We start from the raw sequence: 12,423 nt of genomic DNA on the forward strand, positions 1-12,423 counted from the left end.
GCGCTGTCAGCGCGGGGCGGGGGCGGCGGCCGGGGCCGTCGCGGCGGGCAGCGGGTCCTGCCCGTAGCGCAGGGTGCGGACGGGGCCGGTGGAGCCGGCCGTGCGGGCGAGGGCCGCGTGCAGGTCGGGCCCGAAGTCGGGTTCTTCCAGGGTCCAGACGGCGGGGCCGGGGGCGACGCCGTAGCGGACCTCCACCGGGCCGGGGCGGTCCGGGTGGACCTCGATCCGGCACAGGTCGGCGGCGAGTCCGACGCCGACCGCCTTGACCACGGCCTCCTTCCTGGTCCAGCACCGCAGGAAGGCCGCCCGCCGGTCCCCGGGCGGCAGCCCGTGCAGGTGGGCCAGCTCGCGCGGGGTGAAGGCCAGCGGGGCGGTCAGCTCGGGGTCGATCCGGGGTTCGGCCTCCAGGTCGACGCCGAGCGGGCGGTCCTCGCTCACGCCGAGCAGCCAGAAGCCGTCCGCGCGGGAGAGGTTGAAGGTCAGCCGGGTGGCGGGCCAGACCACGGCGGGCGGGCCGTGGGCGGGGTCGGCGCACTCCGGGCAGAGGGTGCGGCCCAGCCGCACCTCCCCGGCCTCGACGCCGAGGTAGCCGCCCAGGATCCGCCGCAGCCCGACGTGGGCGGCCGCGTAGGAGGCCGCGGCCCGGTCGCGCAGCAGGCGGACCCGGTTGCGCTCGGCGCTCGACAGCACGGCCAGGCCGCGCTCGTCGACGTCCTCCGGAACGCCCAGCCAGATGTCGGCGGCCCCGGCCGGGAAACGCTGTTGGCTCACTTCCTCACCCCTGTCCAGCGAGGGCGGTGCCTCGGCGGCCCACCGGTCTCGCAAGCCGGTTCGAACAGCGGCCAGCCTGGTGAACGGGGCTATACGGGCGCTATCGGGCGCCCATCGCACCGGGGCCGCGGGGGCCGGCCCGGAGGACGGGCGCGAAGTGGCCGGATCTATGGATGCGGTATAGCCCGGTGCCGTAGAAGTAGGAACCGCGTGCTTTCCGGTCAGGTCCGGGGTACGCCGGCCCGGAGCGCCCCAGCGGGCTGACGCACTTCTACCAAAGGCGGAAATGTGTTCGACAAGAAGAGCGGCGGGCCCGACGCCCCGCTGACCGGCTCCGCCGTCGTCAGCCTGTCCGCGGCACGCAAGAGCTACGGCACCGGCGACAGCCGGGTCACCGCACTGGACGACGTCACCCTGGACTTCCCGGCCGGGACCTTCACCGCGATCATGGGCCCCTCCGGCTCCGGCAAGTCCACCCTGCTGCAGTGCGCGGCCGGCCTGGACCGGGTCGACTCCGGGCGGGTCTCGCTGGCCGGCGCGGACCCGGCCGGCATGTCCGAGAACGCCCTCACCAAGCTCCGCCGGGACCGGATCGGCTTCATCTTCCAGTCGTTCAACCTGATCCCGGCGCTGACCGCCCGGCAGAACGTCGAACTGCCGCTCAAGCTGGCCGGCGTGCGCCCCGACGCGGCCGAGGTCGAGAAGGTCCTCGCCGGGGTCAACCTGACCGGCCGCGCCGGGCACCTGCCCAGCGAGCTGTCCGGCGGCCAGCAGCAGCGGGTGGCGATCGCCCGCGCCCTGGTGACCCGCCCCGAGGTGCTGTTCGCCGACGAGCCCACCGGCGCCCTGGACACCCGCACCTCGCGCGACGTGCTGGCCCTGCTGCGCCGGATCGTCACCGAGAACGGGCAGACCATCATCATGGTCACCCACGACCCGGTCGCCGCCTCCTACGCGGACCAGGTGGTCTTCCTCGCCGACGGCCGGGTGGTCGACCGGATCACCGGCCCGACCGTGGAGGCCGTGGCGAACCGGATGGCGCACCTGGAGCCCGAGGACGCGACCGACCTGGAGGGCACCCCGTGCTGAGCATCGCCCTCGCCACCGTCCGCACCCGCTGGGTGAGCTTCGTCGGCGCGTTCATCGCGCTGGCGCTCGGCACCGGCATGATCGCCATGATGGCGCTCGCCCTGACCGCCACCCTCGGCACCCCGCACGAGGGCCCGCAGCGCTTCGCCAAGGCGCAGACCGTGGTGGTCCCCGCCGACCCGCGCGGCGACCCGATGGAACTGCCCGCCGCGCTCCCCGACGCCACCGCCGCCAAGGCCGCCGCGGCCGGCCCGGTGGTCGAGGACCGCACCTTCGACGCCCCGTGGAAGGGCGGCCCGTCCGACGCGGTCGGCCACGGCTGGTCGTCCGCCGCGCTCACCCCCTACGCGCTGAGCGCCGGCCGGGCCCCGGCCGCCCCGGACGAGGTGGTGCTGACCGGCGCCGCCGCCGACCGGGTCGGCAGCACCGTGCTGGTCTCCACCCCGGCCGGCCCGCACCCGTACACCGTCACCGGCGTCGCCCCGGCGACCTGGTTCGAGGACGCGGTGTTCTTCACCGACACCGAGGCCGCCCGGCTCTCCCCCGCCGTCAACGCGCTCGCCGTGGACGGCGGCGCCGCCGCCGTGCGCTCGGCCCTCGGCGCGGGCCCGCTGGTGCTGTCCGGCGCCGACCGCCAGCAGGCCGACCCGGACCCGTCCGGCGGCGCGGACGCCCTGATCAACGCCCAGTCGATGGCCGCGACCACCGGCGGCATCGCGGTCTCGGTCGCGGTGTTCATCGTGATCGCCACCTTCGCCTTCGTGGTCGAGCAGCGCAGCCGCGAACTGGCGCTGCTGCGGCTGGTCGGCGCCACCCCCAAGCAGGTCCGCCGGATGGTGGTCGCCGAGGCCGGGCTGGTCGGCGTGGCCGCCGCCCTGGTCGGCTGCGTGCTGGGCCCGATCGGCGCCGGCCGGCTGAACAGCTGGATGCTGGACAACGACGTCGCCCCGAGCTGGTTCCACATCGGCCTCAACCCGGTCCCGCTGGTGATCGCCTTCCTGATGGGCGTCGGCTCGGCGCTGCTCGGCGCGGCCGCCGTCGCGGTGCGCGCCTCCCGGGTCCGCCCGGTCGCCGCGCTGCGCGACGCCGCCGCCTCCAGCCGGGCGATGACCCCGGTCCGCTGGGTGCTCGGCGTCGGCCTGCTGGTCGCCGCCGTCGCCACCGGCTGGAGCATCGCGGGCGACAGCCCCACCTACGCGGTCAACCCGCGCAAGTACGGCATGGTGCCGCTGCTGTACGTCGGCGGCCTGGCGCTGCTCGCCCCGGTGCTGCTGCGGCCGGTCGCCCGGATCGCCACCTGGCCGCTGTCCCGGTTCGGCGCGGGCCCGCTGATCGTCCGGCAGAACACCCTGAACGGGCGCCGCCGCACCGCCGCCACCGTCACCCCGATCGTGGTCGCGGTCGGCCTGACCGCCGCGATGATCTGCATGCAGGCGGCCGGCGACCACACCAAGATCGACCAGGTCCGGCAGCAGACCCGGGCCGACTACCTGGTGCTGCCCGCCGCGGGCAAGACCCTGGACCGCTCGGCGACCGCGGCCCTGGCCGACCTGCCGGGCGTGCGGGCCGACGTGGTCTCCTCCGCGCACGTCTACATCGGCACCGAGGACGGCCAGGTCGTCGACTCGCTGAACGGCCAGGCCGTCGCCCCGTCCTCGCTCGGCGCGAACGGCGTCCTGCACCCCCGGGTGCTGGAGGGCTCGGTCGACGGCCTCGGCGACGACTTCATCGTGGTCGACCGGAAGACCGCCGACGGCAACGACCTGGTGCTCGGCCAGACCCTCACGGTGTGGATGCCCGACGACACCTCCACCAAGCTGCGGATCGCCGCGATCGTCCAGACCGGCCTGGCCGGCGACGACACCTACCTGTCCGCCGCCAGGGCCTCCGGCGCCCGCCCCGCCCGCGCCTGGCTGCGCTTCGACGCCGGCACCACCCCCGACTCGGTGGCCGCCGCGCTCAAGGACCAGGCCGTCCGGGTCGCCCCCGTCCCGGTCTACTACGACACCCTGAAGGCCAAGCTCAAGGAGGACACCAGGACCGCCGCCACCGTCATCCTCGGCATCTCGGTCGGCTACTCGCTGATCTCGGTCGCCAACACCCTGGTGATGGCCGCCGCCGGCCGCCGCCGCGAACTCGCCTCGCTCAACCTGGCCGGCGCCACCCGCGGCCAGATCCTGCGGGTGATCGCCGCCGAGGCGCTGCTGGCCACCGTGATCGGCACCATCCTGGCCGCGGTGGCCGGCGCGGCCGTGATCCTCACCCAGCGGCTGTCGCTGACCAAGCTGGTCGACGGGGCGGCGACCGTGCTGCCCTGGGGCTCGACCTGGCAGGTCGTGGTGCTGTGCGCGGTGACCGCGGTGACCGCCGCCGTGCTGTCCGCCCGGCACACCACCCGCGGCCGGGCCATCGAACTGGCCGGCACCCGCGACTGACCGCCCGCCCGGCCCGGCACCCCCGGACGCCGCCGCCCGCACCGCATCCGCCGCGGTCCGGGCGGCGGCGTCCGCCGCTCCACCCCCGCGGCCGGTGGCCCGGAGCACCCCGCGCGGTGCCCTACCGTGGGAGGTGGCGCCCCCGGGCGCCGCCCCGGCCAGCCGCTCCAGAAAGGCACCCCCTGTGAGCTCCTCCCCGGAGACCCCGTTCGCCGGACTCGGCAGGATCCTGGTGATCATCCCGACCTACAACGAGGCCGAGAACGTCGAACGGATCGTGTCCCGCGTCCGCGCCGCCGTCCCCGAGGCGCACGTGCTGGTCGCGGACGACAACAGCCCGGACGGCACCGGCAAGCTCGCCGACGCCCTCGCCGCCGACGACGACCACGTCAAGGTGCTGCACCGCAAGGGCAAGGAGGGCCTCGGCGCCGCCTACCTGGCCGGCTTCCGCCTGGGCATCGACGAGGGCTACGACGTGCTGGTCGAGATGGACGCGGACGGCTCGCACCAGCCCGAGGAGCTGCCCCGGCTGCTGACCGCGCTGCGCAGCGCGGACCTGGTGCTGGGCTCCCGCTGGGTGCCCGGCGGCGCGGTGGTGAACTGGCCGAAGTCCCGGCTGCTGCTCTCCAAGGGCGGCTCCACCTACTCCCGGCTGATGCTGAACGTGCCGATCCGGGACGTCACCGGCGGCTACCGGGCCTTCCGCAAGGAGACCCTGCTCGGCCTCGGCATGGACCGGGTCGCCTCGCAGGGCTACTGCTTCCAGGTCGACCTGGCCTGGCGCGCGGTCAAGGCCGGCTTCAAGGTCGCCGAGGTGCCGATCACCTTCGTGGAGCGCGAGCACGGCGCCTCGAAGATGAACCGCAGCATCGTGGTCGAGGCGCTGTGGCGGGTCACCGCCTGGGGCGTGGGCTCCCGGGTCGCCGGGCTCACCCGGAAGAAGTAGGCGGCCGCCCTCCCCCTCCGCCGGCCGGTGACGATGGAAGTTCCCGTCCGGCGGAGCATGCGGAGGTTGCGGCGTGACCGAATCACTGCGACGGGCGGAGCAGGACCCCGCCCCCCGGCGCCGGGAGTCCGCCCGGGAACGGGCGGCCCGGTACGCCGAGTCCGCCAAGGGCGCCCCCGAACGGATCCCGCTGATCGGCCGGGCCGTCAGCAACCTGATCCGGGTCAACCTGCTGGACAACGCCACCCGGCTGGCCGCCCAGGCGTTCCTCTCCGCGCTGCCCGCCCTGCTGGCGGTCGCGGTGTTCGCCCCCGCGTCGCTCAAGCACAGCATCACCGGCTCGCTGCGCGAGCAGCTCGGCCTGCAGGGCCCCGCCCAGCAGCAGGTCCAGCAGCTGATGAACACCCCGCACGACAACAGCGCCAGCCAGAGCTTCGGCGTGCTCGGCGTACTGGTCACCCTGGCGTCCGCGACCGCGATGAGCCGGGCCCTGCAACGGGTCTGCGAACGGGCCTGGGAGATGCCGAAGAACAGCGCCCGGCTGGCCCTGTGGCGCTGGGTGGTGTGGTTGCTGGTCTGGCTGGTGTTCCTGGTCGTCCAGGTCCCGCTGCGCAAGGGCTTCGGCGCCGGCCTGTGGCTGGGCGTCCCGCTGACCTTCCTGGCCTCCTCCGCCGTCTGGTGGTGGACCCAGCACCTGCTGCTCGGCGGCCGGATCCGCTGGTACCCGCTGCTGCCCGGCGCCCTGCTGTGCGGCGTCGGCGAGGTCGCCCTCGGCATCGCCTCCAAGGTGTGGCTGCCGCACGCGATGAGCTCCTCGATCGGCAGGTTCGGCCCCTACGGCGTGGTGTTCACCGTCCTGTCCTGGCTGATCGCCCTGTTCGCCGCCGTCACCCTCGCCCTGGTCCTGGGCCGGGTCATCGCCGAGGAGCCCTCCGTCACCCGCTACCTCGGCACCCGCACCGAACCCGCCCGCCGGTAGCACCGCCGGGCAGCGCCCTCCCCCGCCGCGAACGCCGGAGCGGCCCGGACTCCCCGTCCGGGCCGCTCCTCCGTTCCGTTCTGCTGCTGCCAGGTCCTAGCCGAGGCGCAGCAGCCGGGAGCCGATCGACGCCGGGGCCAGGTCCGACTTCAGGGTGACCGGCACCTCGACCCGGCCGTCCCCGTCGCCCGCCGACAGCGTGCCGACCCGGGTGCCGGCCGGCAGGGTGTGGGCGATCTTCCCGACCGGGGTCAGGGTCAGGTGCGCGGTGATGCCGTTCCAGCCCGCGACGGTCAGCGCCTTGGCCGCGACCACCGGCACCTTCCCGCCCACGCCGTCGTCCACGTAGCCGACCACCTGGCCCTGCTCGGCCAGGGTCTGCCCGGCCAGCGCGGCCTGCGCGGCCACGTTGATCCGCTGGCTCGGCGGCTGCGCGGCCCGCACCAGGCTCATCTCCTCCTTGGTCTGCGGCTGGCCCAGCGTCACGCCGACGATCATCCGCTGCACGCCGCCGACCTCCTTCACCGCCGCCCACATCAGGCAGGACTGCGCGGGCGTAGAGGAGCCGGTCTTGCCGCCGATGATGCCGTTCCTGCCCAGCAGCGCGTTGGTGTTGTAGATCCGCTGGCCGTTGAACCGGGTGTCCGGCTCCGCGACGACCTGCTTGAAGATCTCCAACTGCATGGCCTTCTCGGCCACCTTCAGCTGGTCCTTCGCGGTCGACTTGGTGTCGTTGTTGTACCCGGCCGCGTCCGCGTAGGTGGTGTTGGTCATGCCGAGCTGCGCGGCGGTGGCGTTCATCTTCTTCACGAACTCCTCCTCGCTGCCGGAGTCCCAACGCGCCAGCAGCCGGGCCACGTTGTTGGCCGACGGCAGCATCAGCATCTCCAACGCCTCGTACTCGGTGAGCTGCTGGCCCTCCGTCAGCGTCACCGTCGACTCGTCGTTGTTGCCCGACTCCTGGGCGGCCGCCTTGTCCACCGTCAGCACCGGGCCGCTCTCCCCCTTCTTCAAGGGGTGCGCCTGCAGGATCAGGTACGCGTTCATCACCTTGGTGACGGACGCGATCGGCACCGGCTTCTCCTCCCCCGACGACCCCAGGCTGCCCACGCCCACCACCTCGGCGGCCGCCTGCCCCTTCGCCGGCCACGGGATGTTCGGCTGCTCGCCCCCGAAGGTGAACGAGTCCGCCAGCGACAGCTTCGCCTTCGGCGCCGGCAGCGGACGCAGCAACTGCGCCGCGACCAGCACGCCCACCACCACCGCCAGGAAGACGCCCCAGATCGTGATCCGCTTCACCGCCCGCCGCAACGGCGTCATCGGACGGGCACTCAGCGCCTTCAGCACCTCCAGCGCCTCGATGGTGCTCTCCGGCCCCGGCGGGGGCGCGACCGGCAGCGGCGGAGGCGGCGGCGGCGGAGCGGTGGGCGCGGCAGCGGCGGCGGGAACGGCCACCGGAGCGGGCTTCGCGGCCGGAGCGGGGACGGACTTCGGCTTCGCGGCCGCCTCGGGCTTCGGCGCTGCCACGGGCTTCGCGGGCGCCTCGGCCTTCGCGGCCGCCTCGGGCTTCGCGGCCGCCTCGGGCTTCGGCGCTGCCACGGGCTTCGCGGGCGCCTCGGACTTCGCGGCCGCCTCGGCCTCGGGCTCGGGCTTCGGCTCGGCCTCCGTGGCCTCCTTGGGCAGCCGGAGCATCACGGTCTGCTCGGGACGGTCCTTGTCGACCCGCAGCGTCATCGTCGGCTCGGGCTTCGCGGCCGCCTCGGCCTCGGCACCGTCCTCGGCGTCGCCCTCAGCCTCAGCCTCCGTTTCCGCCTCGTCCTTCTCCGACGCCGCACCGGACTTCGCCAGGTCCGCCATCCGCAGCGTCATCGTGGGCTGCGGCCCGGCCGGAGCGTCCGCAGCCTCACCCTCCTCGGCCTTCGCGTCGTCCTCGTCCTCGCCCTCGCCCTCGTCCTCTTCTTCCGCCGGCAGCTCCGGCACCCGCAGCATCATCGTCGGCTCGGGCTTCGCCGCCGCAGCCTCCGACTCCGCCGTGCCCTCGTCCGTCTCCTCCTCCGCCGACGGCTCGGGCTCCGCCGCGTCCTCCGCCGCGTCCGTCTCCTCTTCCTCCGGCAGTTCCGGCGCGCGCAGCGTCATGGTCGGCTGCGGGCCCTTCGGGGCGGATTCCGTCTCGGATTCGGGGGTGTCCTCGTCCCGAGGGGTGGGACGGGGATCGGTGAGGGCGGCGCTGGACTCGGGGAGGTCGGCGGGGAGGCGGAGGGTCGTGGTGCGGGTGTCCGCATCGCGGACGCGCAGGTGGACGGTGCTGTTGCCCGTGGCGCGCTCGCCGGGTTCGCGCGGGGTCTCCTCGGTCTCGGCCGACCGCTCCTCGCCGTCGTGCCGCTCGCTCTTCGGGGACTCGCCCACGTAACCCACTCCTCCTCGTCCGCCCGGCACCGCCGGTCCGATCACACAAGCTGGTTTTTTTCGGGCGGGTTCTCGACCCGGCCCAGCACCTGTACAGTCTCCGGCACCGAACCCGCAAGGGCCCGCCGCACCCCGCCCGACCGGCGGTTTTTCCTGCCCGTACGGGCCGCTGCCCGGTCAGACGCGGAGCCGTCGGACGGTGGTTCCAGCCTGCCCGGGCAAGGTCACGATTCGGAGGCGTACTCGACAAGCCTGTGTGAGAGGCGTCACCCTGTCATTCATCCACGCGGGGAGGCTTGGATGGGCAGAGGCCGTCGAACCATTCCTGAGGAGCTCTTGTTGCTCGCGCTGGACCCGGCCACGGGTACCACCGCGCAGCCGCAGACCCTCGACCTCGGACTTGCCGGGGCGCAGCTCGTCGAGCTGTCCCTGGCCGGAAGGATAGTCCCGGACGGGGACCGGATCGCCGTGGTGGTGCCACGGCCGACCGGTGATCCGACCCTTGACCACGCACTGGAACTACTGCGCCGGCGCGGCAGCCCGGTGCGCGCCGCGCACTGGATCGGCGGCCCGCGCCTGGGCCTGCGGCAGACGTACCTGGCGCACCTGGAACGGTGCGGCATGGTGACGGCTGTGGCCGGGCAGGTCTGCGGGGTGCTGCCGACGACGCGCTACCAGGCGTCGGACGACTGCACCAACGCGGCGATCAAGCAGCGGCTGGACACGGCGATCCGCACCGGCGTGCCGCCGGACCCGCGGACGGCGGCGCTGGCGGCGCTGGCGCACGCGGTCGGCCTGGGCAAGCACCTGTACCCGGGCAACGAGGGGCGGTCCTCGCGCTCCCGGCTGCGAGACCTGATCAGGTACGACCCGCTGGGCGGCATGGTGGCCCACGCGGTGATGGACGTGCAGAACGGTCTGCCCGCCCAGCAGCAGCAGGGCAGGTCGGCGCCCGCGGGTTCGCGCGGTCCGGCCGGTCGTCCGGCGGCCGCGGGGCGCGGGGTGGCCAGCAGGGTGGGCGCGCGATGAGCGGCGCACGCCGTTAGCGTTCGGTTCGGCAGGAGGGCGGGTGGCCCGGTGCGATGCACCGGGCCACCCGCCCTCCGGCGTTCCCGGCGTCCGTCCGACGTCCCGACGGCCCGTCAGGGGCCTTGGCGGGCGCGGGATTCCCTTTAGCGGGTGGGGGCGTCGAACGCAAGGGCCCGGATCCATATTGAGCTATTTTCCGATGATCTGTTCTACTGCGGTACTTCGATTCCTGGACACGGACCGCAGTTGAGGTGGCATGCTGCTCAGCGTCAGGGGGTTGGTACCAATTACCGCACTGTTGCCAGAAGTACGGCCGGAGGTCGATGTGTCCGCCAGCGTGAATCCGACGGTTCGCCGCCGCAGGCTCGGCGCCGAACTGCGGCGCCTGCGCGAGCTCAAGGGCATGACCGCCGAAGAGGTGGCCGGCCGCCTGATGGTCTCCCAGTCGAAGATCAGCCGGCTGGAGAACGGCCGCCGCTCGATCAGCCAGCGCGACGTGCGCGACCTGTGCGACGTCTACGAGGTCGAGGACGAGCGGGTCCGCGCCGGGCTGATGGAGATGGCCAAGGAGTCCCGGCAGCGCGGCTGGTGGCACGAGTTCGGGGACATCCCGTACAGCGTGTACATCGGGCTGGAGGCGGAGGCGTCCTCGATCCGGGCGTACGAGTCCTCGTTCGTGCCGGGGCTGCTGCAGACCCGCGAGTACGCCGAGGCGGTGGTGGCCGGGACGCAGCCGGACACCGACCCGACCGCGATCCGCCGCCGGGTGGACGTCCGGCTCAAGCGGCAGCACCGGATCCACGGCGCGGACCAGCTGGGCAGCCTGTGGGTGGTGATAGACGAGGCCGTGCTGCGCCGCCAGGTCGGCGGGAAGCCGGTGATGGCCGAGCAGTTGTACCAACTCGTCGAACTGGGCGAGCGGGCCAACATCAACCTCCAGGTCATCCCGTTCAGCCACGGCTCCCACCCCGGCATGACCGGGACATTCTCCCTGCTGGAGTTCCCCGAGTCGGCGGATTCCACGGTCGTCTACTTCGAAGGAGTGACGAGCGATCTCTACCTGGAGAAGGACGCCGACGTCCGCCGCTATACCAATCTGTACGACCACTTGAGGGCCGCGGCGCTGAGCGTCGCGGAGAGCCGGTCGATGATCGCCACCATCGCAGAGGAGTTCATGAAATGAGCAAGGCCACCGAGAGCCTGACCTGGCGCAAGAGCAGCTACAGCGGGGGCAACGGCGCCTGCGTGGAGATCGCCGTGCCGGGTTCGGCCTCGATCGCGGTCCGCGACTCCAAGGACCCGCAGGGCCCGCAGCTGCGCTTCTCCGAGGCGGCCTGGGCGGCGTTCGCCGCGGCGGCCGGGGCGGGCCGCTTCGGCGAGCTCTGAGCCCTTGGCCACAGGTGCGAAGGTGCCCGCCGCTTCCCGCGCGGCGGGCACCTTCGCGTCCGGGGCCGGCCGGACGGACGGACAGCCGGGCGGCCGGACAGCCGGCCGGGGTCAGGCGTCCGCGGCCGGGTAGCGGACCGACCAGGCCTCGGTGCCGTGCAGTTCGGGGCCGTGCAGCAGTTCCAGCACCAGGTCGTCGGCGAGTTCCAGGACGGTGCCGCGGCCCTCCAGCTCGGCCAGCAGGTCCGGCGGGAGGGCGGTCTCGCCGTGCAGGGCGCCCAGCAGGTTGCCGCAGATCGAGCCGGTGGAGTCGCTGTCGCCGGAGTGGTTGACGGCCAGCAGCAGGCCGCTGCGGACGTCCTCGGCGACCAGCGCGCAGTACAGGCCGATGGCGAGCGCCTCCTCGGCCACCCAGCCCTCGCCGAGCTCCTCGACCCGCTCGGGGGACGGCGCGCCGGCCCGCACCGCGTCCAGGGCGGCGCGCAGCGCGGCGGTGGTCTCCTCGTGGCCGGTGCGCTCGGAGAGCAGCGCCAGCGCCAGGTGCACGCCCTCCTCCAGGGTGCCGCCGCGGGCCACCGCGTGGACGATCACCGCGAACGCCCCGGCGGACAGGTAGCCGGTGGGGTGGCCGTGGGTCAGCACCGAGCACTCGACGGCGAGCTGGAAGACCAGCGCCGGGTCCCAGGCGGTGAGCAGCCCGAACGGGGCGGCCCGCATCACGGTGCCGCAGCCCTTGGAGCCCGGGTTGCGCGGCTCCTCGACGGTCGGCAGCGGGCCGCTCTCGGTGCCGGCCAGCCCGGACAGGCAGGCCTGGCCGGGGGCCCGGCGGGCGTACAGCCACTCCTCCCGGCCGAGCCAGCCCAGGTCCTTGCGGCGCTCGTCCGGGCCCCAGTCCTGCTGGGTGGCGTACCAGCGCAGGTAGGCGCGGTGCACGTCGGACGGCGGGTGCCAGGAGCCGGCGTCGCGGCTGATGTGGGAGCGGATCAGGCCGTCGACGGTGAACAGCGTCATCTGGGTGTCGTCGGTGATCGCGCCGCGCCGCCCGTACGCGGGGACGTAGCCGGCCACGCCCGCCTCGCCGTGGGCCGCGCGGATCTGCTCCAGCTGCTCGAACTCGATGCCGCCGCCGAGCGCGTCCCCGATCGCCCCGCCGAGCAGGCAGCCCCGGACCCGGCTGCGGAAGTCCTGCTGCTGGGCGCGTGACCACAGAGGCATCACGGGGCGGAACCCTTTCGTCGACGGCACGGTCGGGAGCCCGGAGCAGGCGCACGGGCAGTAGACGCACCTTATTCGAAGAGCAGCGCGAAAAGGCCCCCGGGACCGAACATCGGTGCGCCCGACCACCCGTCACCGCCCGGACACCCGCAGGTCACCGGGCGGAG

Annotated in this window: 10 protein-coding genes; 7 read left to right on the forward strand and 3 right to left on the reverse strand. The window is 74.0% G+C overall.

The genetic code is table 11. The features are described 5' to 3' along the window. Window positions 1-6 precede the first annotated feature (6 nt). Window positions 7-771: a 4'-phosphopantetheinyl transferase family protein gene (locus EDD39_RS03495; protein ID WP_123553329.1), complete on the reverse strand. Its 765-nt coding sequence runs from the start codon at window positions 769-771 to the stop codon at window positions 7-9. 288 nt (window positions 772-1,059) lie between these two features. Between EDD39_RS03495 and EDD39_RS03500 the strand changes: the two genes are divergently transcribed. From EDD39_RS03500 to EDD39_RS03515, 4 genes are all read left to right on the forward strand, one after another. Then, on the forward strand, window positions 1,060-1,860 hold the full coding sequence (locus tag EDD39_RS03500) for an ABC transporter ATP-binding protein (protein WP_425269635.1): 801 nt from the start codon (window positions 1,060-1,062) through the stop codon (window positions 1,858-1,860). Continuing rightward, window positions 1,854-4,295: an ABC transporter permease gene (locus EDD39_RS03505; RefSeq protein WP_123553330.1), complete on the forward strand. Its 2,442-nt coding sequence runs from the start codon at window positions 1,854-1,856 to the stop codon at window positions 4,293-4,295. The genes EDD39_RS03500 and EDD39_RS03505 overlap by 7 nt, the downstream gene beginning before the upstream one ends. Before the next feature lie 184 nt (window positions 4,296-4,479). Then, on the forward strand, window positions 4,480-5,241 hold the full coding sequence (locus EDD39_RS03510) for a polyprenol monophosphomannose synthase (protein ID WP_123553331.1): 762 nt from the start codon (window positions 4,480-4,482) through the stop codon (window positions 5,239-5,241). A gap of 73 nt (window positions 5,242-5,314) precedes the next feature. Then, the gene (locus tag EDD39_RS03515; protein ID WP_123553332.1) at window positions 5,315-6,220 is read left to right on the forward strand and encodes a YhjD/YihY/BrkB family envelope integrity protein; all 906 of its coding nucleotides are present in this window, start codon (window positions 5,315-5,317) and stop codon (window positions 6,218-6,220) included. 96 nt (window positions 6,221-6,316) lie between these two features. On the opposite strand, the gene EDD39_RS41895 is transcribed toward EDD39_RS03515, so the two are convergent. Further along, on the reverse strand, window positions 6,317-8,626 hold the full coding sequence (locus EDD39_RS41895) for a D-alanyl-D-alanine carboxypeptidase family protein (RefSeq protein ID WP_123553333.1): 2,310 nt from the start codon (window positions 8,624-8,626) through the stop codon (window positions 6,317-6,319). A 300-nt stretch (window positions 8,627-8,926) separates the two neighbouring features. On the opposite strand from EDD39_RS41895, the gene EDD39_RS03525 reads away from it, so the two are divergent. The 3 genes from EDD39_RS03525 (at window position 8,927) to EDD39_RS03535 (ending at window position 11,041) form a co-directional block, all read left to right on the forward strand. After that, entirely contained in the window at window positions 8,927-9,655 is a 729-nt protein-coding gene (locus EDD39_RS03525) for a GOLPH3/VPS74 family protein (RefSeq protein ID WP_014137624.1), read from the forward strand. Between the two features lie 325 nt (window positions 9,656-9,980). After that, entirely contained in the window at window positions 9,981-10,838 is an 858-nt protein-coding gene (locus EDD39_RS03530) for a helix-turn-helix domain-containing protein (RefSeq protein WP_123553334.1), read from the forward strand. Next, a complete protein-coding gene (locus EDD39_RS03535) occupies window positions 10,835-11,041 on the forward strand; it encodes a DUF397 domain-containing protein (protein WP_030459064.1) in 207 nt (68 codons plus the stop codon). Before EDD39_RS03530 ends, EDD39_RS03535 begins: the two co-directional genes overlap by 4 nt. A 111-nt stretch (window positions 11,042-11,152) precedes the next feature. On the opposite strand, the gene EDD39_RS03540 is transcribed toward EDD39_RS03535, so the two are convergent. After that, window positions 11,153-12,256: an ADP-ribosylglycohydrolase family protein gene (locus tag EDD39_RS03540; RefSeq protein WP_123553335.1), complete on the reverse strand. Its 1,104-nt coding sequence runs from the start codon at window positions 12,254-12,256 to the stop codon at window positions 11,153-11,155. Window positions 12,257-12,423: the final 167 nt, after the last annotated feature.

The organism is Kitasatospora cineracea (assembly GCF_003751605.1).
GTDB lineage: Bacteria > Actinomycetota > Actinomycetes > Streptomycetales > Streptomycetaceae > Kitasatospora > Kitasatospora cineracea.

Bases quoted from the DNA above. Each gene is read 5' to 3' on its own strand.
- EDD39_RS03525 (WP_014137624.1), top strand. From the start codon at position 8,927: ATGGGCAGAGGCCGTCGAACCATTCCTGAGGAGCTCTTGTTGCTCGCG.
- EDD39_RS03535 (WP_030459064.1), top strand. From the start codon at position 10,835: ATGAGCAAGGCCACCGAGAGCCTGACCTGGCGCAAGAGCAGCTACAGC.
- EDD39_RS03540 (WP_123553335.1), bottom strand. From the start codon at position 12,256: ATGCCTCTGTGGTCACGCGCCCAGCAGCAGGACTTCCGCAGCCGGGTC.